This is a genomic window from Aliidiomarina sp. (assembly GCF_022565475.1).
In the GTDB taxonomy this organism is placed as follows: Bacteria; Pseudomonadota; Gammaproteobacteria; order Enterobacterales; family Alteromonadaceae; genus Aliidiomarina.
The window spans coordinates 37,263-58,203 of sequence record NZ_JAIUMR010000007.1; the positions used below are offsets into that span (position 1 = coordinate 37,263).

Below are 20,941 nucleotides of genomic sequence, written 5' to 3' on the forward strand. Positions count from 1 at the left end.
CGAATCGGGGATCTGTGATTGCGGTGTTGGGAAACTCCTCGCCCTGTCGAACGAGGAGTTGTGTTTCATGATGCGGATGGTTTCTTTGCGCTGTTGCGTTGGCCTGAATTCCCACGGGACGAATGTCCACGCTTATTGCCGCTGGTACGTTTCTTGTCTCCGCTCGCTTGAGGTTTACGCGGCGGGCGTTGCCCTTGCTTCGGCGCCGGTGTACTGCCATTCAAGGTAACGTCAGCAAAACCTTCAAGCTTGCAGCGCTCAATGGGTTGACCAATTAGCTTTTCAATCGCTTTCAGGGTTTTGAATTCTTCGTCCATAACCAGTGAAATTGCGTGACCGACTTGGCCTGCGCGACCAGTGCGGCCAATGCGGTGGACATAGTCTTCAGCAACTTGAGGTAAATCATAGTTGATCACATAGGGGAGCTTTTCGATATCAAGGCCACGGGCAGCTATGTCGGTGGCGACGAGCACTTGGACATTGCCAGATTTAAAGTCGGCGAGGGCTTTGGTTCGGGCGCCCTGACTTTTGTTTCCATGAATTGCAGCTGCCAAAAATCCTTCGTTGTCGAGTTGCTTCGCTAAGCGGTTGGCACCATGCTTGGTGCGCGAGAATACAATGACTTGTGGCAAATTTAGGTTGCGCAGAATTTGCATTAACATGCGCGGTTTTTGACTTTTGTCGGCTGCATACATGGTTTGTTCGATGCGCTCGGCGGTCGCATTTGGCGGTGCCACGGAGATTTCAACAGGGTTATTCACTAATCCTTTCGCGAGAGCCCGAATATCGTTGGAGAACGTTGCTGAAAACATCAGTGTTTGGCGCTTCGCGGGCAGAAATTTCATGATTCTCTTAATGTCATGAATAAAGCCCATGTCGAGCATGCGGTCGGCTTCGTCGAGTACCAGCATTTCGAGTTTCGGGAAACGAATTGCATTCTGCTGATAGAGATCTAATAGGCGTCCTGGAGTCGCCACCAGAATATCGACGCCTTTGCGCAGTTTCATCATCTGCGGGTTGATTTTTACCCCACCAAAGACAACGGCGTAATTCAACGGCAAATTCGCACCGTAGGTGGCAACACTTTCGCCAACTTGCGCGGCGAGTTCGCGCGTTGGTGTTAAAATCAGTACCCGAGCTGTGTTCGCCTGCGCTCGTTCGTTACCCTTGAGCATTTCTAAAATCGGTAAGGTGAAGCCTGCGGTTTTACCGGTTCCCGTCTGTGCTGCAGCCATGACGTCATGACCAGCTAAGACTGCGGGAATTGCTTGTTCTTGAATGGGAGTCGGTTCGGTATAACCTTGGCGTGTAAGAGCAGTAAGAATTTCAGGGGAAAGTCCGAGTTCAGAAAATGTCATGTATAAATGTGCAACTTAATAGTGATAAAGATGCTGCATTCTACCTTAGAACCGTGTTCGATGCAGTTAAATTTGCCGTTGACTAGATTTGCAAGCAAGCATGATTGGAAAAAGCGTATATGCTTAGGATGTGCGTTCTTTTATTAAGGACTGTCGTTTTATCATCGAAGGGGGTTTTTATGTCCGCGAAAAAATCTGAATCTTTGATAAGAAATCTCCTGGAAAGTGCAGGTGTAGATATCAATGGTTCGAATCCTTGGGATATGCACGTGCACGATTCTCGTGTGTACGACAGAATTGTCGCGCAGGCGAATCTTGGTTTGGGTGAGAGTTATATGGAGGGGTGGTGGGAATGTGCTCATCTCGATCAGTTTTTTGATCGTATTCTTTGCGCCAACCTGCAGAGCAAGATAAATCCTGTGCGACTGTTTGGCCATTATTTACGAGTCCAGCTTTTCAATCGACAAACGACGAGACGTGCTTGGCAGGTAGGCCAAGCTCATTATGACTTAAATAATGATTTTTACGCGGCAATGCTAGATTCACGAATGACATATACGTGCGGATTTTGGCGTGATGCGCCGACGCTGGAGCAAGCGCAAGAAGCAAAACTCGATCTCATTTGTCGGAAATTACAACTCGAGCCCGGAATGCGATTACTGGATATTGGCTGCGGGTGGGGTAGTTTAATGAGCTATGCGGCTGAAAAATATGGGGTCGAGTGTGTCGGTGTAACCGTATCAAAAGCTCAGGTGGAATGGGCACAACAGCGCTACCGCAAGTTACCGTTAATATTTCGACTACAAGACTATCGTGATCTCAATGAACGCTTTGAACGTGTCGTTAGTGTTGGCATGTTCGAACATGTAGGGCGTAAGAATTACGCGACTTTCTTCGATGTTGCGCAGCGCTGTTTAGCAACTGACGGTTTATTTTTACTTCACACGATTGGCAAAAATAAACGAAATTCAACACCAGATCCGTGGATAGACCGTTACATCTTTCCGAACGGTGAATTACCATCGGTTGAGCAAATAGGTGAAGCATCAGGTGGTAAGTTTGTCATAGAAGATCTGCATAATTTTGGCGCTGACTACGATAAAACTTTGATGGCATGGCATGCAAACTTCACGAATGCTTGGCCACAATTTCAAACGAAACTTGGCGATACATTCGAGCGCATGTGGCGCTATTATTTGCTTTCTTGCGCTGGGGCATTTCGAGCGCGCGATATTCAACTGTGGCAATTGGTTTTATCACCGCGAGGCGTACGTGATGGTTATCAACGTGTATAGCCATGCGGCTAAACCGTGTTCGCCAAAATCACGTTCGCAGGCACTGGTTTATGGAAGTAAAACCCTTGTAATTCGTCGCATGCAAATGATTCGCTAAAGGCGATTTGTTCTTTGGTTTCAATGCCTTCAACAATGACTTTCTTGTTCAATGTTTTTGCCAGCAACATGACCGATTCGGCAATTTTTCTACTTTCACTGCCATTGCTAACCTCAAGAACAAAACTGCGGTCCACTTTCACAATATCGATCGGCAACTTATGGAGCATGCTCAAGCTTGAGAAGCCGGTGCCAAAGTCGTCGAGGGAGACTTGAACGCCAAGTTCGCGCAATTGCTGTAAAACGGTTGTGACGACAACAAAGTCTTCAATAAATACGCTTTCGGTTAATTCGACATGAAGATTACTTGGATTGACGGAATATTTTTCGAGCAGCTGCTTAATGGCCGCTGTGATGTCAATGCGGTCGAATAACTGAACGGAAAGATTAACCGCGACATAACGGTGCGGGTGGTCTTGGTTCAGCTGCGCTAAGAAGGCGATGGAGCGGTCGAGAACAAAATGGCTAATTTCGACGATCTGACCCGTTTGTTCGGCAACTGGAATAAATTCTGCCGGTGAGGTAAACCCACCCAGAGGCTGTGGCCATCGCTAAGGAAAAGACACTGACGGTGTTACCACCGCGTGCTTTCGCTGCTGACATGGCAACGTCAGCATGCTGAATGTGTTGCGTGGCGGTGTTGGCGGTTAACACCACCGGAGCGACACCAATGCTAGCGGTCAGGTGGACGTCCAAGCCATCGACATACACAATAAATTCATCGCTGCTAAAGCGTGCGACTAAAGCCTCTGCGGGCACTGACGTTTTGATTCGCTGGGCAGCTTCGCGAAGAAGTGAGTTGCTATTCGGGGATTTCATGGCGGACAAACTGACTAAAATTGATGGCTGCTGTCAACTGAAAACGTTGGTTATCAGCGTTGACGACCGGTTTACTAAAGATCAGAACCGGCTGTCCCGCCATGACCGAGTCGACGGATAAGGCATAGGCTTCAGTGCCAAAGACTTCCTGCAACCATAATTGGCGAAACATAAAAGGCTAAGGGAGTATTTTCAGGAATTTGACAGATGATCGTGTACAGAACAAAACTTGCGTAACCCAAACTTACAGCGGCAACCGGGAGTTTAAGTAACCAGCGTGCAGTGAGTGTCGATAACAGGCTTGCGCCCAGAACAATACAGGCAATACCGGCAAAGGCTAAGAACCGCGGATAAATACTGCGGTGCCTCGACCAAGTAGAGCAGAGGGCACCGCCGTCTATTGTTTAGACTTTGGACCGAGAATTGTGGCACTCGACTGCGCTAATGTGTTGGGATAATCGAGTGTGTAATGCAGGCCACGGCTCTCTTTACGCTGCATCGCACTGCGAATAATTAATTCAGCGACTTGAGCGAGGTTACGCAGCTCGAGGAGATTATTACTGACGCGGAAATTGGCGTAGTAGTCATGAATTTCTTGCTGCAACAGCTCGACACGCCGCAATGCGCGTTCGAGACGTTTGGTTGTTCTGACGATACCGACGTAGTCCCACATAAACAGGCGTAATTCGTGCCAGTTATGTTGGATAACGACTTCTTCATCGGAATCTGTGACGAGACTGTCATCCCACAAGGGTAACTCTGCTGGCAGGGTGACTTCAGGAAGCTTTGCCAAAATATCTGCCGCCGCCGCACGCGCGAAAACGACACATTCGAGTAACGAATTGCTCGCCATACGATTGGCACCATGCAAGCCAGTATAAGCAACCTCGCCAATCGCATACAGTGCATTGATATCGGTTCGTGCCGAGAGGTCGGTCACGACGCCGCCACAGGTGTAATGTGCTGCTGGAACCACCGGCATGGGTTCTTGGGTAATATCGATACCAAGACTCAGGCATTTTTCATAGATGGTGGGGAAGTGCTGCTGAATAAAGTCGCTTGGCTTATGCGAAATGTCTAAATACATGCAGTCGGCGCCGAGGCGCTTCATTTCAAAGTCGATTGCGCGAGCAACGACATCACGCGGCGCTAGCTCAGCGGCTGGGTGAAAGTCGGGCATAAAGCGGCTGCCGTCGGGACGCTTTAATATCGCGCCTTCACCGCGTAAGGCTTCGGTTAATAAGAAATTATGCGCTTTAGGATGGAACAGGCAGGTCGGGTGGAACTGGTTAAATTCCATGTTAGCGACACGACAACCGGCACGCCATGCCATCGCAATGCCGTCACCACTGGCGACGTCTGGATTTGATGTGTATTGATACACTTTACTCGCTCCGCCCGTACATAACGCAGTGAAACGCGCACCGATGGTGTGTACGTTGGCGTCAAGGCGGCTCCACACGTAAGCTCCGAGACATCGTGTTTGTCCTGAGTCATCTTGCGTGGTGATTAAATCCACCGCGTTATAATGTTCAAGTACACGAATATTGGGGTGATTCAATGCTTGCGACGTCAGTGTGCTTTGCACCGCACGACCGGTGGCGTCAGCAGCATGAAGAATCCGACGGTGGCTGTGTCCGCCTTCACGAGTAAGATGAAAACGCGGCTTGCCGTCTTCATCCGCTTCGCGGTCAAAGGCGACACCGAGCTCAATTAACCAATTTAAGCTGGCCTTTGCATGTTCAGCGGTATAGCGCACAACATTGTCTTCACACAGCCCCGCACCGGCGATAAGCGTGTCTTGAATATGCGACTCGATACTATCATTTTCATCGAAGACGGCTGCGATTCCACCTTGAGCATAATAGGTCGAACCTTCCGCCAGCGGTCCTTTGCTGAGGACGATGACTTGCATGTCTTGGGCGAGCTGTAACGCCAGTGAAAGACCGGCAGCACCACTGCCAATCACTAATACATCACAGGTAATCGTAGCGTCTGAAGTCATGATGATTTATCGTATGTGGAATTATTTTATGAATTTTACCTTTGTTTGTTGTCAATTTGCGAACTTTTTCACAAAGGGCTGGTCTAGTACTGCAGAAGAACAGCGGGCCCGGTTGATAATAACCTCAAAGGGTAGTGGAGAGAGTGGGCTCGAATGAGCGAACAGGAAATCGATCAACAGCTGGTAGAACGCGTACAGCGTGGCGACCAACGTGCTTTTGATGTCTTGGTAAAGAAGTACCAACATAAGATTCTAAGCCTCGTTGCTCGTTATGTGAAACATCCAGGGGATGTGCCAGATGTCGCCCAAGAGGCGTTTATCAAGGCCTATCGCGCATTGCCGAATTTTCGCGGTGATAGTGCGTTTTACACATGGCTGTATCGTATTGCAGTAAATACAGCGAAGAATTATTTGGTCTCGAAAGGTCGCAAACCACCGTCATCAGATATTGATGCACAGGATGCGGAATTTTTAGATAATGGACATGGTCTGAAGGATATAGCTTCACCCGAAGGCATGTTGTTGTCCGATGAATTGAAGCGAACGGTGATGGCTGCCATTGATAGTTTGCCCGACGATTTAAAGCAAGCGATAACCTTGCGCGAATTGGACGGCTTAGGCTATGAAGAAATAGCGATTACCATGGATTGTCCGATTGGGACGGTACGCTCTCGAATATTCCGGGCGCGGGAAGCGATTGATAAAGCCATTCAACCGCTACTTGAACAACATTAAGCGATTTGAGGATAGGATCTGATGACAGAACACCAACAAGAAAAGCTGTCAGCACTTTTAGATGGTCAGCTCGATACCGATGCGATGCAGGATCTGGTTGAGAATGCAGCCCATCGCGAACGTTGGTTTCGCTACCAACTAGTTGGCGCTATGCTACGTGGTGAAGTTAAAGAAGGTCAGTCAGTTGACATTTCTGCTGCCGTTGCCGCTGCTGTTGCAGCAGAGCCTCAATACGCTCAAGCCGGTTCTAATGCGCATTCAGCTTGGACGCGCTTGAAACTGTGGGCCGGTCAGCGCAATTGGGTGCGTCCAGCAGCGAATGTTGCAGTGGCTGCAAGTGTAGCTGTTGTGGCTATCGTTGGTATTCAGAATTTACAACCGATTGACGATGGTGCTCCTGCGCTTGAATCGACTCAACGTTCAGCAACCGTATTGGAAACGATGCCGCTGGGTGGTGTGATTAATCCGGTTAGTTTTAATACCGTCGCGGCACCTGCAAGCAATGAAGGCGATGCCGATTTTGAACGGCGCTTATTGCAATCCTTCTTCATGGACCATCAACAACAGTTACAGTTAAATGAACAAGCAGAAGTCGAGTTGCACGATGTCAACATCGACAAACAGGATCCGTAAATATCGTATGCAAAACTATGTTGGCGCATTGTTCCTTTGTGGAGTTTTAGGTTCCAGCGCTGTGCTTCCAGCAGCTGCGCTAGCGCAGTCGGTTGAAGCACCGGTCCAAGAGCCGATTGAGCGGACTGTGGAACAGTCGATTCAAGACGGTCGAATTTGGTTTGAGCGCATGCAGCATGCGTTAAAAACAAAGAATTTCAGTGCCTCTTTGGTCCATGTTCAAGGTCAGCGTGTTGAGTTGTTCCGCTGGCTGCATGGGCATAGCGAAGAAGGCCAAGATCTTGAAGTTCTATATAGTTTGAATGGTCCGGAAATTCACATTGTTCGCCGGGCACAACGTGTTTCTTATTTTCATCCGATGATTTCGCCCTACAGTGTGCGGGCGAAAAGCCTTTTTGGTCCGATCCCTCTCGGTTTTTATGCTGATTTCAACGAACTCGCTGAGTCATACAATGCGGTGGCGATGGGCGGTGCTCGTGTGATTGATCGTCCTGCGGTGCATGTGCGTCTCGTACCGAGGGATCAAGAACGCTTCGGTTATTCGCTTTGGCTTGATCGCGAGACTGGAATGCTGCTGCGTATGGCAACGATTTCACCCTCCGGCGACATCCTTGAGCAAATCCAAATGACGTCTTTGGAATTATCGGATCAAATTAATCCTGACTTGTTACAAATTCAGCAAGTGGGTTTACCGCCGCTTGCACAAGACGAAATGAATCAACAAACGGTTCATCATGAATGGCAGAAGAATTGGTTGCCGCAGGGGTTTAAACGTGTCCGCGCCAATCATCATCGCTTACCCATGACCGGCATTGCCGCCGATTACTTTTTGTATTCCGACGGCATGACGCGTATTTCCGTGTATGTGAGCGAAGATCCGAAAGCGGCCAGTGCCCTGAGCTATGAAGGTTTAGATTCGCTCTATAGTCACCACCATCAAGACTATACAGTCACCGCCGTAGGTCGAGTGCCGATGGCGACCCTGCAGCGAATTGCACTATCGGTGCGGCGATGATTCGAGAGCTCGGTGAAGTCATTGCCGTGGATGGTCATTCAGTGACTATTCAAACCCAGTTAAAATCAGGCTGTAGCGGCTGTCAGCAACAAAATCATTGTGGCGCAGGCTTACTCGCGAAAGCCTTTCCAGATCGGCGGGGAGTTTTCGACGTTTGGTTGGAGAATCCACCGACCGTCGGCGCTCAGGTTGAGTTACTTATGCCTGAAAAGGCGATGATGCAATTTTCCGTGCTGATGTACTTACTACCTATTTTTGCTCTTTTTGCTGGTGCTATGATCGGTAGCTGGCTAGTGCCCGCTCATGAATTAGTCACGATCGGCCTGGCTGCTGTTGCCTTTGCGATGAGCTTTTATGGTTTGCGCCGCTACTTGCGCGCGCGCGATGCTCGGGTGCGGACCTTGTTACAAGTCCATCTTATTTCACCGCAATAGGCAGCTATTGAGCAAAAGCAATAGGAAGAACCCCGTTTTCGCGAGGAATAAGGCGAAAATCGTGCCATCCCGAGCGGCTTTGATTGTTTCTCTGCGCTAAAAAAAGTAAAATTCGCCGCTTATAGACGGGAAATAGTCACAGCATGTTGCTGGCTGACCGGAAATTGAGGTGTACATGAGCCAAGCTGGCATTCCGAAGAAAAATATTCGCAACTTTTCTATTATTGCGCACATTGACCATGGTAAATCCACACTGTCCGACCGCTTGATTCAATTCTGTGGTGGCTTAGCCGATCGTGAAATGTCGGCACAAGTTCTCGACTCGATGGATATCGAGCGTGAACGCGGAATCACGATTAAAGCGCAGAGTGTGACGTTGTTTTACGATGCAAAAGACGGCGAGCGTTATCAGTTGAACTTTATTGACACGCCCGGCCATGTGGATTTTTCTTATGAGGTTTCACGTAGCCTTGCTGGTTGTGAAGGCGCGTTGTTAGTGGTCGATGCGGGACAGGGGGTCGAAGCACAAACGCTCGCTAACTGCTACACCGCGATTGACATGGATCTTGAAGTCGTTCCTGTCCTTAATAAAATCGATTTACCGCAAGCGGAGCCGGACCGTGTCGCTCAAGAGATTGAAGACATTGTTGGTATTCAAGCGGTTGACGCTGTGCATTGCTCAGCGAAAACCGGTGTTGGTATCGAAGATGTGCTGGAACGTATCGTTAAGCAGATCCCAGCTCCGACGGCGGATGCTGACGATGAGGCACCGCTGCGTGCGCTGATCATGGATTCTTGGTTTGATAACTATCAAGGTGTCGTCTCGTTAGTGCGTATCAAGCAAGGTGTATTGCGCACCGGTGATAAAATGCGCGTCATGTCGACGGGACACGATCACATTGTCGATAAAGTTGGGATTTTTACGCCGAAGCAAGTCGACACGGGCGTTCTCCGTGCCGGCGAAGTTGGCTATGTGATCGCTGGTATTAAAGAGATTCACGGTGCGCCGGTCGGTGATACCTTAACCCATGCGAAACGTCCAGCTGAAAAGCCGGTTCCAGGTTTTAAGAAGGTTCAGCCGCAAGTTTACGCGGGTATGTTCCCGATTTCGTCAGATGATTACGAAAGTTTCCGCGACGCTCTCGATAAGTTGAGTCTGAATGACGCTTCGTTGTTCTTTGAACCGGAGAACTCAGGTGCACTTGGCTTTGGCTTCCGTTGTGGTTTCCTCGGTATGCTGCACATGGAAATCGTTCAGGAACGGCTTGAGCGGGAATATGATATCGACTTGATCACGACAGCACCAACGGTGGTCTATAAAGTCGAAACCACGAAAGGCGAAACGCGGATGGTGGATAACCCTGCGTATTTGCCGGCGGTAAACGATATTAAAGCGATTTACGAACCCATTGTCGAAGCGCATATTTTAGTGCCGCAAGAGCACGTGGGCAACGTCATTACCTTGTGTATCGAAAAACGTGGTGTGCAAACCAACATGGTTTATCACGGTAAGCAGGTGGCATTGACTTATGAGCTACCGATGGCTGAAGTGGTGATGGATTTCTTCGACCGACTGAAGTCCACCAGCCGTGGTTATGCTTCGTTGGATTATCACTTTAAGCGCTTTGAAGAATCAGACATGGTGCGTGTTGACATCATGATCAACGGCGAGCGCGTTGACGCACTTGCGATGATTTTGCACCGCAGTCAAGCGCAATATCGTGGCCGTGAAGTCGTCGATAAAATGCGTGAACTGATTCCGCGTCAAATGTTTGATATCGCGATTCAAGCGGCAATCGGTAACCACGTCATTGCACGGAGCACGGTTAAGCAATTACGTAAAAACGTAACTGCGAAGTGTTATGGTGGTGACGTCAGCCGGAAGAAAAAGCTGTTACAGAAGCAGAAAGAAGGTAAAAAGCGGATGAAGCAGTTAGGTAATGTTGAAGTGCCGCAAGAAGCCTTTTTAGCGGTACTGAAAACCGGAAAATAAGCGCGTGAAAGCCCTGTCATGGGGACGGGGCGTGAGCGCAAAGGGACGAGTCTATGACCACATATTATTTCTCCTTACTGTTGGTGATCGCCACTGTCTTAACCGGCATTATTTGGGCGATTGACCATTGGGTGTGGAAACCAAAGCGAAAAGAAACGGTTGCTGCAACCGAGAAACAGTCAGGTCTGAAATTAAATCAAGAACAAGCGCAGCAATTGGCGCCACAGTCCGCATTAGCTGATTTCTCGCAAGCAGCATTCCCGGTATTGCTGGGTATTCTGATTTTGCGTTCGTTCTTATATGAGCCGTTTCGGATTCCATCGGGTTCGATGTTACCAACGCTGCTTGTGGGTGACTTTATTCTGGTCGAGAAATTCCGTTATGGTTTGCGTGATCCGATTAAACGTCACGAGTTGATTCGTACTGGACGTCCTGAACGTGGCGACATTGCGGTGTTTAAGTATCCAGTTGACCCCGATGTTGACTATATTAAGCGCGTGATTGGTTTGCCGGGCGACCGCGTGGTTTACCGTGATAAAACGTTTTTTGTGCAACCGAGTTGTTTTCAACAATGCGGCAATGTTAAGCCGATTGAGTTGCAACAGGAATTAGTGAACTCTGGCGATTTCTTTCGGCAGAACACACCGTTACAAAAATATAGCGAATCGACCGGTGACGTCAGTTATGAAATCCTCGTCGATCCATCGCGTAATATTGTCAGCCAAGCATTCCAATGGGATGTGCCAGAAGGACATTATTTCTTTGTTGGCGACAATCGCGATAACTCACTAGACTCAAGATATTGGGGGATGGTGAATGAAGACCTGCTGGTCGGTCGTGCGGTGTTTGTTTGGCTCAGCCTTGAGTTTGAGCGCAGTCCTGACAGTGTTTTACCGCGTTGGATGCCCAGCAAGGTTCGCTTCGATCGTTTAGGGAGAATAGAGTGAGTTTATCGGCGTCTGAGTTTAAAACGCTCGAAAAACGGATTGGCTACAGTTTTAAAGATCGCGCACTACTGGTGCAAGCCTTAACGCACAGAAGTGCCAGCGACGCCCACTATGAACGGCTTGAATTTTTGGGTGACTCGATTCTTTCAGTTGTGATTGCGGAAGCACTTTATCATCGTTTTCCAAAGTCGCCGGAAGGCGAATTAAGCCGTATGCGCGCGACTTTGGTGTGTGGTCAAATGTTAGCGAAAATAGCTCGCCAATTCGAGCTGGGACCTTTCTTGCAGTTAGGACCAGGTGAGTTAAAAAGCGGTGGATTCCGCCGCGATTCAATTTTGTCGGATGCGGTCGAAGGCATTATTGGTGCGATTTTTTTGGATAGTGATATTACTCAAGCGCAAACGATTGTTCGTGCTTGGTTTGAGCCCTTGTTGCAAGAAATAAAACCGGGGAACAATCAAAAAGATCCAAAGACACGTTTACAAGAATATTTACAGGGGCGGCAGTTCGAGCTTCCCATCTATGAAGTGCTGGCAACAACCGGTCAGGCACACAATCAAAAGTTTTCGGTGAGTTGTTCAGTCGAGCCGTTGCCCGCACCTGTGGTTGCATCGGGCACGAGCCGCCGCAAAGCGGAACAGGCGGCTGCGGCTGCCGCAATTGAGCAGCTTGCTGCGCTGCCGGAAGGCAAGGAATTACGATGAATTTAGACGAGTTTTTAGCGCAAGAGAGCGGTAAAACTGATGACACTTACAATGGCTTTGTGGCGATTGTTGGTCGCCCAAACGTGGGCAAGTCGACCCTGTTGAATCAGCTGTTGGGTCAAAAGGTAAGTATTACGTCGAAGAAAGCACAAACAACCCGCCACCGGATACTCGGTATTGATACTGAAGGTCCGTATCAGACCATTTACGTCGATACTCCGGGCTTGCATAAAGAAGAAAAAAGGGCAATTAACCGTTTAATGAATCGTGCTGCCAGTTCGTCGATGGGCGATGTCGATTTGGTTCTGTTTGTCGTTGAAGGTACGCATTGGACCGACGACGACGAGATGGTGTTGAATAAGATTAAACGCGCCAATCGCCCGGCGATGCTGATTATCAATAAGATCGACCAGGTGAAAGACAAAGGTAAATTACTACCACATATTCAGAAAATCAGCGCTGAATTTGAATTTAAAGAGATCATGCCAATTTGCGCCATGTCGCCAGAGCACATGCCGAAAATCAAGGAATTAGTGCGAGCCTATTTACGCCCAGGTATTCATTTTTATCCTGCTGATCATGTCACGGATCGCTCTGTTCGCTTTATGGCTGCTGAAATCGTGCGTGAGAAACTCATGCGCTACACCGGTGATGAACTGCCATACTCAACGACGGTCGAGATTGAGAAGTATGAGACGGGCACCAATGGCGTCGTACACATTCATGCCCTGATTTTGGTCGAACGCGAAGGCCAAAAGCGCATGGTCATTGGCAACAAAGGTAGTAAGTTAAAAACGATCGGTGGTGATGCACGGCGCGACATTGAGAAGCTTATCGATACCCAAGTCAACTTGCAGCTGTGGGTCAAAGTGAAGTCGGGCTGGGCAGACGACGAGCGGGCACTGCGCAGTCTAGGCTACGGCGAGGAATAAGGTGCACGCCATTGTCCTGCATCGTTGGCCATGGCAGGAGCATGGATTACTCGTCGACCTTTTTACTGCTGAGAACGGGCGCTTTCGTGTCATCGCCCGTTCTGCTCGCAGTGCGAAAAGCGCCTTGCGAGCGACGCTACAACCCTTCCAACTCTTAGACATCGACTTCAGTGGCCGTGGCGAAGTAAAAACCCTGAAACGTGCTGATCTACAACAGGCATTTCCTCTGACGCGTCTTGCCTTATATAGCGGTTTGTATTTAAACGAGCTATTGCAACGGCTACTCCCGAATGACACTGAATTGCCTGACTTATTTAAAGCATACCTCGATGCGCTGGAGTTATTGCAAAAAGAAGACCTTATTGAGCCGATCTTACGTAAGTTTGAGTTAGTGTTATTGGAACAGCTTGGTCATGATTTCTCATTTCACGAGGAAGCCGACAATGGTCACCCGATTCTACCGCAGCATATGTATCGATTCATACCGGGCCAGGGCTTTGTGGTTGAGCATGGTGTCAGCGAATCTGATTTATCATTGATTTTAAGTGGCCAAGAAATTCTGCAATTAGCAGACTTCCAGCATCTAGATCTGGCATTATTACAGCAACTCAAGAAATTAATGCGCCTCGCACTGCAACCGTACCTTGGCAGTAAGCCATTGCAAAGCCGAGAATTGATCAGCGCCGTATTAAAACAAAACGCACAACAACCAAATCAAGAGGGTAAATCATGAATCCTGTTTTACTGGGGGTTAATATTGATCATATTGCAACCTTGCGGAATGCCCGCGGTGTTGCTTATCCCGAACCAGTGCAGGCAGCGGCTATCGCCGAGCAAGCAGGTGCTGACGGTATTACAATTCACTTGCGTGAAGACCGTCGTCATATTACGGATCGCGATGTACGTGTATTGGCGGAGACGATTCAAACCCGGATGAATTTAGAAATGGCGATGACCGACGAAATGGTGGCGATTGCGAAAGCAACGAAACCTGAATTTGTCTGCTTAGTTCCGGAAAAACGGGAAGAGCTAACCACTGAAGGTGGTTTGAATGTTGCTGGCCAGTTGCAACGAACGAAAGATGTGGTGGCTGAATTGAATGATGCTGGAATTCTAGTTTCCCTGTTTATTGATGCCGAAAAAAGTCAAATTGACGCGGCTCACGAGGCCGGAGCGCCATTTATTGAATTGCATACGGGGCATTATGCCGAAAGCCATGGCACTGAGCAGCAAAAGGCGTTAGCGCAATTGCAAGAAGGGGCTCGTTATGCCGCCAGTCTTGGATTGACGGTGAATGCCGGGCATGGATTGCATTACCACAATACGCATCCGATTGCGGCGATCCCAGAAATTTACGAACTGAATATTGGTCATGCCATTATTGCTCGCGCTGTGTTCAGCGGTTTAGCGGATGCGGTACGGGAAATGAAAGCAATTCTGCAAGGAGCACGATGAGCGTTTATGGCGATCATTGGGGTTGGTACTGATATAGTCGAAATTGCCCGTCTGCGCCAAGCGCTGGAACGTCAGCCAGCACTTGCGCAGCGCCTACTCACCAGTCGTGAGCAAGCGCTAATGTTGGCGTCGAAGCAGCCTGAACGTTATTTGGCCAAACGTTTCGCCGCAAAAGAAGCTGCATTAAAAGCGTTGGGAACTGGCTTGCAAAATGGGTTAAGCTGGCAGCATATAGAAATTAGTAACGATGCTCTGGGACGACCCTTGCTCGCTTTCAGTGAGAACGCATTGGCGTTAGCTGACTCGTTAGGAGTGACGCAAGCCCATGTTTCACTCAGTGATGAAGTTGACTATGCACAGGCGTTTGTAATTTTAGAGGGTTCGTAAGCCATAGTAGGGAGGAGTTATGGTTCAGGTTCGCAATGTCCATGTTGATCGAAAAGGTTCTCAGCCGGAAAATTGGCTCGGGGACATTCTGCAACCTGAAATCCGTGAACAGCTCACCGACGTCGCGCACACACTGAGTCAAATTCAACACCCTGAGACTGAAACCTTGCTTTTAAAAGGGCAGGAGATGGTCGAGATTCTTGCCGAACTCAATCTTGATCGGAAAGGACTGCTGGCCGCACTTGTCGTTCCCTTCTATGAAGCTAATCTTTGTGACGACGACTGGTTGCAGGCGAACTTGGATGCGGAAATGGCGCAGTTAGTTGCGACCGTCCAGCAAATGCAAAGCATCAGCGAGCTGCAACATTTTCGTCATGGCAAGCCCGGCGAGGCGCAAATTGACGCCGTGCGGCGAATGCTGTTGGCTATGGTGGAAGATGTCCGTGCTGTTTTACTGAAGCTGGCTGAACGCGTCTGTTATTTGCGTCAAGTAAAAAACCTTGATGAGGAAACGCGTGTACTTGCAGCCAAAGAATGTAGCGAGATTTATGCACCCTTGGCAAATCGCTTAGGCGTTGGCCAACTTAAATGGGAGCTTGAAGACCTCGCGTTTCGCTACTTACACCCCGATATCTATATGGCCATTGCCAAGCAACTTGATGAAAAACGCTGGCAGCGTGAAAAGTTTATCGAAGCATTCGTCACCGACTTGCAAAGCGAACTGGATGCGCAGCATGTGGACGCCAAAGTCTATGGTCGTCCCAAGCATATTTTTAGTATTTGGAAAAAGATGCAGAAGAAAAATCTGCAGTTTGATGAGTTGTTTGATATTCGTGCGGTGCGAATTATTACGCAGTCGTTGAAGGATTGTTATGCGGCGTTAGGCATCGTTCATAGCAAATGGCGGCATTTAGCCTCCGAATTTGATGATTACGTCGCGACGCCGAAAGCCAATGGCTATCAGTCAATTCATACCGTGGTGATCGGGCCCGAGCAGAAAAACGTCGAAATTCAGATTCGCTCTGAGCAAATGCACAACGACGCAGAACTCGGTGTTGCTGCGCATTGGGTTTATAAAGAGGGGCATGGCAGCGGGCGATCGCAAGGCTACGAAGATAAAATTTCATGGTTACGGAAATTGCTCGCGTGGCATGAAGACATGGCGGAAAACGAAGAGCTGGTGCAAGAAATCCGCAGCCAGGTGTTTGAAGACCGCGTTTATGTATTCACCCCAAAAGGTGATGTGATTGATTTACCCGTGGGTTCGACGCCGCTTGATTTTGCCTATTATATCCATTCCCAGGTCGGTCATCGCTGTATCGGCGCTAAAGTCGACGGCCGCATTGTGCCGTTCACGTATGAATTAGGCAATGGTGAGCGGGTTGAGATAATGACCCAGAAAGAGCCGAATCCGAAACGTGATTGGGTGAACCCAGCGCTGGGTTATTTGAAATCGGCGCGCGCACGCAGCAAGGTACAGGCCTATTTTAAGAAATTTGATCGCGAACACAATGTTGTCGCTGGTCGCGAATTACTGGAACAAGAGTTACACAAACATAAGTTGACGCTGCAGGATGCGCAAGGGGCAGTTGAACGCTTTAATATGAGTCACATGGATGACTTATTGGCGGCCGTTGGTGCCGGTGATGTGCGTTTGCATCAAGTCGTCAATTTTGTCCGTGGCCCAAGTGAAACGCCACTTGATGAGTTAGAAAAGCTGACGACGAAACGGCGGTCACCAGCAAAAGCAGGTAAACAACGCGAAGGTGTTAAAGTTGCCGGCATTGGTAACTTAATGATGAATTATGCACGCTGTTGCCAGCCGCTCCCGGGTGATCCCATCATGGGCTATATCACCCAGGGGCGGGGGGTGTCCGTACACCATCAGGATTGTGAGCAGCTCCAGCATTTATTGCAACAAAATCCGGCGCGCGGCATCGAGGTCGATTGGGTGGACGACCAAAAACAACCTCGATACGTAGCTAAGTTAATGATTATCGCCGACGATCGCTCCGGTTTATTACATGATATCACCAGTATTTTGAGCCATGAAAAAGTGAACGTAAATCAGGTAAGCACGCGAATGGATGCGGACACGCAGCAGGTGATGATTGAGCTGGAAATTATGGTGCGGCATAACAGTGATGTGCAGCGGCTGCTGGCTCGGATTCAGCAAGTTAGCCATGTACGCAGTGCACAACGGAAATAATTATGCCTGAAGACTCGAAAATAACAGCGTCACCATTACCCCATATGCAGCGTCTCCTCGAGATAATGGCAGCGTTGCGCAACCCCGACGGTGGTTGTCCCTGGGACTTGCAGCAAACGATGCGTTCGCTGATTCCGTATACGTTGGAAGAGGCTTATGAAGTTGCAGCAGCAATTCACAGCGGCGATGTTGACGCAATCCGCGATGAGCTGGGCGACCTGCTTTTTCAAGTGGTGTTCTATGCACGCTTGGCGGAGGAAGCTGGCGACTATGACTTTGACCAAGTGGCAGCAGCCATCGCTGACAAGCTAGTGCGTCGACATCCCCATGTTTTTGGTGATGCGCAAGCGAATGATGCTACAGAGGTGCTCCGACAATGGGAGCAAATCAAACGACAGGAGCGTGCAGAGGCAGCAACAGATACCAGTGTCTTTGCTGATATACCGCAAAATTTACCGGGGCTTCTGCAAGCCATGAAGATACAAAAGCGTTGTGCTGCGGTTGGCTTTGACTGGGATAATGCGCAGCAAGTGCTGGCTAAAGTTGGCGAAGAGCTTGATGAAGTAACCGTCGAACTCGAAGCGCTGCAAGTCGCAGCAGTCGACGCCGAGCAAGCGACAATTCAGGATCGCGTTGAGGATGAAATAGGTGACTTGTTATTTGCGGTGGTGAACTTAGCCCGTCATGCCAAAGTCAATCCCGAAACAGCCCTGGGTCGAGCGAATCAAAAGTTTATGCGTCGTTTTCGCCAGGTCGAGGCTCTCGCCGCTGCTGAGCAGCGTGAATTAGCGGAGCAACCCTTGTCTGAACTCGAATTACTTTGGCAACAGGCAAAACGCGAACTTTCATGATTGCCGCAGCGGCAATGCTCGGGTATACTGTTTTCCCGTCTTAAGTTCCTTTTCCACGATTCATTTACCCTGACGCAGCAGGTTTTGCATGGCGACTAAATATATTTTTGTAACCGGCGGTGTAGTTTCTTCGCTGGGGAAAGGTATTGCGGCGGCTTCGTTAGCTTCTATTTTAGAAGCGCGCGGACTCAAAGTAACCATCATGAAACTGGATCCGTATATCAACGTTGATCCAGGAACCATGAGCCCCATTCAGCACGGCGAAGTGTTTGTCACTTGTGACGGAGCTGAAACCGACCTCGATCTTGGCCATTATGAGCGTTTTATTCGTTCACGCATGACCAAGAAAAATAACTTCACCACAGGCCGCGTCTACGAAGACGTGATTCGCCGCGAGCGTCGCGGTGATTATCTGGGTGCAACGATTCAAGTGATCCCGCACATCACCAATGAGATTAAGCGCCGAATTATTGATGGTGCTGAGGGCAACGACATTGCCTTAATTGAAATTGGCGGCACTGTGGGTGATATTGAGTCGCAACCTTTCCTGGAAGCCATTCGCCAGTTGTCGGCTGAAGTTGGCCGCCATCGGACGCTTTTCATTCATTTGACGCTAGTGCCATTCCTTGGTGCAGCCGGCGAAGTGAAAACCAAACCAACCCAACACTCAGTGAAAGAGCTGCGTTCATTGGGGATTCAACCTGATATTCTTATCTGTCGTTCAGACCGGACAGTCCCTGCTAATGAGCGGGCGAAAATTGCGTTGTTTACCAATGTTTCAGAGCGTGCGGTTATTTCTTTAAAAGATGTGCCAAGCATTTATAAAATTCCAGCGATTCTGAAATCGCAAGGGATTGATGACTTAGTGCTTGAGCGCTTTGGTATGGACTGCCCAGAAGCCGATTTGAGCGAGTGGGAAAAGGTTCTCTATCTTGAGTCGAATCCAGTTGGCGAAGTGACGATTGGCTTTGTCGGCAAGTATGTTGAATTACCAGACGCCTATAAATCGGTCAACGAAGCTCTAGCGCATGCGGGCTTGCACAACCGTGTGACGGTTAATATTCGCTATATCGATTCCCAAGATGTCGAAACCAAAGGTGTTGCTAAACTTGAAGGTGTCGATGCGATTCTAGTGCCTGGAGGTTTTGGTGGCCGTGGTATTGAAGGCAAAATCATGGCGGCACAATATGCGCGTGAGAACAATCTGCCGTATCTTGGTATTTGTTTAGGCATGCAGGTTGCACTGATTGAGTATGCACGCCATGTTGCCGGTCTCGAAGGTGCCAATAGTACCGAATTTGATGAACATACTGCACACCCAGTTGTCGGTTTAATTACTGAGTGGATGGATGAAAACGGTCAGAAAGAGATTCGTGATTCAGGTTCCGACTTAGGTGGAACCATGCGGTTAGGCGCACAGCAGTGCCATTTATTGCCGGATACCAAAATCCGCGCAATTTATGGTGCAGAAACGATCGAAGAGCGTCATCGTCATCGTTATGAAGTGAACAATAATTATCGCCAGCAACTGAGTGATGCGGGGCTGACCTTTTCTGGTCTTTCCGCCGACAAACGGCTCGTGGAAACGATTGAGATTGCTGAACATCCATGGTTTGTCGCGGTGCAGTTCCATCCGGAATTCACCTCAACGCCGCGTGATGGTCATCCATTATTTGCAAGCTTTGTTGAAGCAGCGCGTGACTATCAGCAACGCCAACGGAATTTGCAACCGATCAGCGATTAATTCAAGACTAAATTCAGTAAGGATCAGATGATGAGCAAGATAGTTAAGATTATTGGTCGTGAAATCATGGATTCACGCGGTAACCCAACGGTCGAAGCCGATGTTTATCTTGACGATGGCAGCATGGGTCGTGCCGCTGCGCCAAGTGGCGCATCGACAGGTAGCCGCGAAGCTCTAGAATTACGCGATGGTGACGCCGGTCGTTATCTCGGCAAAGGTGTATTACAAGCGGTTGCGAATATTAACGGTGCGATTGCGGAAGTCTTAAATGGCATGTCAGCGCTGAATCAAGAAGCGATTGATAACGCGATGCTTAAGTTGGATGGAACTGAGAACAAAGAGAAACTCGGTGCTAACGCAATTTTAGCGGTTTCTTTGGCTGTGGCCAAAGCAGCGGCGGTGAGCAAAGGCGTTGAACTCTTTGAGCATATTGCTGACTTGAACGGTACATCAGGCGAGTACAGCATGCCGTTGCCGATGATGAATATCCTCAATGGCGGTGAACACGCGGATAACAACGTTGATATCCAAGAATTCATGGTGCAACCGGTTGGTGCGAAGAGCTTCTCTGAGGGATTACGTGTCGGTGCGGAAATTTTCCATGCACTGAAAGCCGTGCTGAAAGCGCGTGGTTTAAGCACGGCAGTCGGTGACGAAGGTGGTTTTGCACCAAACTTGGCCTCGAACGAAGAAGCGCTAGCGGTGATTTCCGAAGCGGTAAAAAATGCCGGTTACCAGCTGGGTAAAGACGTTACCTTAGCACTTGACTGCGCGGCATCAGAGTTTTATCGCGACGGCAAATACCATCTAAGTGGAGAGGGCAAGAGCTTCACCGCCGAAGAGTTTGCCGATTATTTGGCAGAACTATGCGATCGCTATCCGATCGTGTCGATTGAAGACGGTCTTGATGAAAGTGATTGGGCTGGTTGGAAAACGCTTACGGAAAAACTGGGTGAGCGGGTGCAATTGGTTGGCGATGACTTGTTTGTCACGAACACGAAGATTTTACAGCGTGGTATCAGTGAAGGGATCGGTAACTCCATCCTGATCAAATTTAATCAGATCGGCAGTCTAACGGAAACCTTGAATGCTATTCGCATGGCGCGGGAAGCGGGTTTCACCGCGGTAATTTCGCACCGCTCGGGTGAAACGGAAGACGCGACCATCGCTGATTTAGCGGTTGGCACGGCTGCAGGGCAAATTAAAACCGGTAGTCTTTGTCGCTCAGATCGGGTGGCGAAATACAATCAATTGTTGCGTATTGAGTCGCAACTTGGTGATGTGGCTTATCGTGGTCTGCAAGAAGTAAAGGGCCAGTAAGGTCCCGAT

The 20,941-nt window shown here is 49.0% G+C and carries 21 protein-coding genes; 16 read left to right on the plus strand and 5 right to left on the minus strand.

Annotation, left to right across the window (positions count from 1 at the left end):
* Positions 1-65: 65 nt before the first annotated feature.
* Entirely contained in the window at positions 66-1,358 is a 1,293-nt protein-coding gene (locus tag LAT77_RS07520; protein ID WP_290563945.1) for a DEAD/DEAH box helicase, read from the minus strand.
* 179 nt (positions 1,359-1,537) lie between these two features.
* On the opposite strand from LAT77_RS07520, the gene cfa reads away from it, so the two are divergent.
* A complete protein-coding gene (cfa, locus tag LAT77_RS07525; protein WP_290563946.1) occupies positions 1,538-2,653 on the plus strand; it encodes a cyclopropane fatty acyl phospholipid synthase in 1,116 nt (371 codons plus the stop codon).
* Positions 2,654-2,661: 8 nt separating this feature from the next.
* Here the strand turns inward: cfa and LAT77_RS07530 are convergent, their stop codons facing one another.
* The 4 genes from LAT77_RS07530 to nadB form a co-directional block, all read right to left on the minus strand.
* Positions 2,662-3,285, minus strand: coding sequence for an EAL domain-containing protein (locus LAT77_RS07530; RefSeq protein WP_367118142.1), 624 nt, complete (start codon positions 3,283-3,285; stop codon positions 2,662-2,664).
* On the minus strand, positions 3,215-3,568 hold the full coding sequence (locus LAT77_RS07535; RefSeq protein WP_290563947.1) for a hypothetical protein: 354 nt from the start codon (positions 3,566-3,568) through the stop codon (positions 3,215-3,217). The genes LAT77_RS07530 and LAT77_RS07535 overlap by 71 nt, the downstream gene beginning before the upstream one ends.
* Positions 3,552-3,740 carry a hypothetical protein gene (locus LAT77_RS07540; protein WP_290563948.1) on the minus strand — a complete coding sequence of 63 codons (189 nt, stop codon included), beginning with the start codon at positions 3,738-3,740 and terminating at the stop codon, positions 3,552-3,554. The genes LAT77_RS07535 and LAT77_RS07540 overlap by 17 nt, the downstream gene beginning before the upstream one ends.
* Before the next feature lie 225 nt (positions 3,741-3,965).
* The gene (gene nadB / locus LAT77_RS07545; RefSeq protein ID WP_290563949.1) at positions 3,966-5,573 is read right to left on the minus strand and encodes an L-aspartate oxidase; all 1,608 of its coding nucleotides are present in this window, start codon (positions 5,571-5,573) and stop codon (positions 3,966-3,968) included.
* A 153-nt stretch (positions 5,574-5,726) separates the two neighbouring features.
* On the opposite strand from nadB, the gene rpoE reads away from it, so the two are divergent.
* The 15 genes from rpoE (at position 5,727) to eno (ending at position 20,932) form a co-directional block, all read left to right on the plus strand.
* On the plus strand, positions 5,727-6,308 hold the full coding sequence (gene rpoE, locus LAT77_RS07550) for an RNA polymerase sigma factor RpoE (RefSeq protein ID WP_290563950.1): 582 nt from the start codon (positions 5,727-5,729) through the stop codon (positions 6,306-6,308).
* 21 nt (positions 6,309-6,329) lie between these two features.
* Positions 6,330-6,941, plus strand: coding sequence for an RseA family anti-sigma factor (locus LAT77_RS07555; protein WP_290563951.1), 612 nt, complete (start codon positions 6,330-6,332; stop codon positions 6,939-6,941).
* Between the two features lie 7 nt (positions 6,942-6,948).
* Entirely contained in the window at positions 6,949-7,956 is a 1,008-nt protein-coding gene (locus LAT77_RS07560; RefSeq protein WP_290563952.1) for a MucB/RseB C-terminal domain-containing protein, read from the plus strand.
* Positions 7,953-8,390 carry a SoxR reducing system RseC family protein gene (locus LAT77_RS07565; protein WP_290563953.1) on the plus strand — a complete coding sequence of 146 codons (438 nt, stop codon included), beginning with the start codon at positions 7,953-7,955 and terminating at the stop codon, positions 8,388-8,390. The genes LAT77_RS07560 and LAT77_RS07565 overlap by 4 nt, the downstream gene beginning before the upstream one ends.
* A 175-nt stretch (positions 8,391-8,565) precedes the next feature.
* Positions 8,566-10,383, plus strand: coding sequence for a translation elongation factor 4 (lepA, locus tag LAT77_RS07570; RefSeq protein WP_290563954.1), 1,818 nt, complete (start codon positions 8,566-8,568; stop codon positions 10,381-10,383).
* A gap of 53 nt (positions 10,384-10,436) precedes the next feature.
* Complete coding sequence (gene lepB / locus LAT77_RS07575) at positions 10,437-11,330, plus strand: signal peptidase I (RefSeq protein ID WP_290563955.1); 894 nt, start codon at positions 10,437-10,439, stop codon at positions 11,328-11,330.
* Positions 11,327-12,034: a ribonuclease III gene (gene rnc / locus LAT77_RS07580; RefSeq protein ID WP_290563956.1), complete on the plus strand. Its 708-nt coding sequence runs from the start codon at positions 11,327-11,329 to the stop codon at positions 12,032-12,034. The genes lepB and rnc overlap by 4 nt, the downstream gene beginning before the upstream one ends.
* A complete protein-coding gene (gene era, locus LAT77_RS07585; protein WP_290563957.1) occupies positions 12,031-12,966 on the plus strand; it encodes a GTPase Era in 936 nt (311 codons plus the stop codon). The genes rnc and era overlap by 4 nt, the downstream gene beginning before the upstream one ends.
* A gap of 1 nt (position 12,967) precedes the next feature.
* Entirely contained in the window at positions 12,968-13,699 is a 732-nt protein-coding gene (recO, locus tag LAT77_RS07590) for a DNA repair protein RecO (RefSeq protein ID WP_290563958.1), read from the plus strand.
* Entirely contained in the window at positions 13,696-14,421 is a 726-nt protein-coding gene (pdxJ, locus tag LAT77_RS07595; RefSeq protein WP_290563959.1) for a pyridoxine 5'-phosphate synthase, read from the plus strand. The genes recO and pdxJ overlap by 4 nt, the downstream gene beginning before the upstream one ends.
* Before the next feature lie 6 nt (positions 14,422-14,427).
* Positions 14,428-14,808: a holo-ACP synthase gene (gene acpS / locus LAT77_RS07600; RefSeq protein ID WP_290563960.1), complete on the plus strand. Its 381-nt coding sequence runs from the start codon at positions 14,428-14,430 to the stop codon at positions 14,806-14,808.
* A gap of 19 nt (positions 14,809-14,827) precedes the next feature.
* The gene (gene relA / locus LAT77_RS07605; RefSeq protein WP_290563961.1) at positions 14,828-17,017 is read left to right on the plus strand and encodes a GTP diphosphokinase; all 2,190 of its coding nucleotides are present in this window, start codon (positions 14,828-14,830) and stop codon (positions 17,015-17,017) included.
* A 2-nt stretch (positions 17,018-17,019) separates the two neighbouring features.
* The gene (mazG, locus tag LAT77_RS07610; protein ID WP_290563962.1) at positions 17,020-17,868 is read left to right on the plus strand and encodes a nucleoside triphosphate pyrophosphohydrolase; all 849 of its coding nucleotides are present in this window, start codon (positions 17,020-17,022) and stop codon (positions 17,866-17,868) included.
* A gap of 88 nt (positions 17,869-17,956) precedes the next feature.
* A complete protein-coding gene (locus tag LAT77_RS07615; RefSeq protein ID WP_290563963.1) occupies positions 17,957-19,612 on the plus strand; it encodes a CTP synthase in 1,656 nt (551 codons plus the stop codon).
* Between the two features lie 30 nt (positions 19,613-19,642).
* On the plus strand, positions 19,643-20,932 hold the full coding sequence (gene eno, locus LAT77_RS07620) for a phosphopyruvate hydratase (protein ID WP_290563964.1): 1,290 nt from the start codon (positions 19,643-19,645) through the stop codon (positions 20,930-20,932).
* Positions 20,933-20,941: the final 9 nt, after the last annotated feature.

Coding starts and splice junctions, on each gene's coding strand:
- rpoE (WP_290563950.1), top strand. CDS start 5,727: ATGAGCGAACAGGAAATCGATCAACAGCTGGTAGAACGCGTACAGCGT.
- cfa (WP_290563946.1), top strand. CDS start 1,538: ATGTCCGCGAAAAAATCTGAATCTTTGATAAGAAATCTCCTGGAAAGT.
- lepB (WP_290563955.1), top strand. CDS start 10,437: ATGACCACATATTATTTCTCCTTACTGTTGGTGATCGCCACTGTCTTA.
- LAT77_RS07520 (WP_290563945.1), bottom strand. CDS start 1,358: ATGACATTTTCTGAACTCGGACTTTCCCCTGAAATTCTTACTGCTCTT.
- acpS (WP_290563960.1), top strand. CDS start 14,428: ATGGCGATCATTGGGGTTGGTACTGATATAGTCGAAATTGCCCGTCTG.
- LAT77_RS07535 (WP_290563947.1), bottom strand. CDS start 3,568: ATGAAATCCCCGAATAGCAACTCACTTCTTCGCGAAGCTGCCCAGCGA.
- nadB (WP_290563949.1), bottom strand. CDS start 5,573: ATGACTTCAGACGCTACGATTACCTGTGATGTATTAGTGATTGGCAGT.
- pdxJ (WP_290563959.1), top strand. CDS start 13,696: ATGAATCCTGTTTTACTGGGGGTTAATATTGATCATATTGCAACCTTG.
- LAT77_RS07560 (WP_290563952.1), top strand. CDS start 6,949: ATGCAAAACTATGTTGGCGCATTGTTCCTTTGTGGAGTTTTAGGTTCC.
- LAT77_RS07565 (WP_290563953.1), top strand. CDS start 7,953: ATGATTCGAGAGCTCGGTGAAGTCATTGCCGTGGATGGTCATTCAGTG.
- relA (WP_290563961.1), top strand. CDS start 14,828: ATGGTTCAGGTTCGCAATGTCCATGTTGATCGAAAAGGTTCTCAGCCG.
- lepA (WP_290563954.1), top strand. CDS start 8,566: ATGAGCCAAGCTGGCATTCCGAAGAAAAATATTCGCAACTTTTCTATT.
- era (WP_290563957.1), top strand. CDS start 12,031: ATGAATTTAGACGAGTTTTTAGCGCAAGAGAGCGGTAAAACTGATGAC.
- mazG (WP_290563962.1), top strand. CDS start 17,020: ATGCCTGAAGACTCGAAAATAACAGCGTCACCATTACCCCATATGCAG.
- LAT77_RS07540 (WP_290563948.1), bottom strand. CDS start 3,740: ATGTTTCGCCAATTATGGTTGCAGGAAGTCTTTGGCACTGAAGCCTAT.
- eno (WP_290563964.1), top strand. CDS start 19,643: ATGAGCAAGATAGTTAAGATTATTGGTCGTGAAATCATGGATTCACGC.
- LAT77_RS07555 (WP_290563951.1), top strand. CDS start 6,330: ATGACAGAACACCAACAAGAAAAGCTGTCAGCACTTTTAGATGGTCAG.
- LAT77_RS07615 (WP_290563963.1), top strand. CDS start 17,957: ATGGCGACTAAATATATTTTTGTAACCGGCGGTGTAGTTTCTTCGCTG.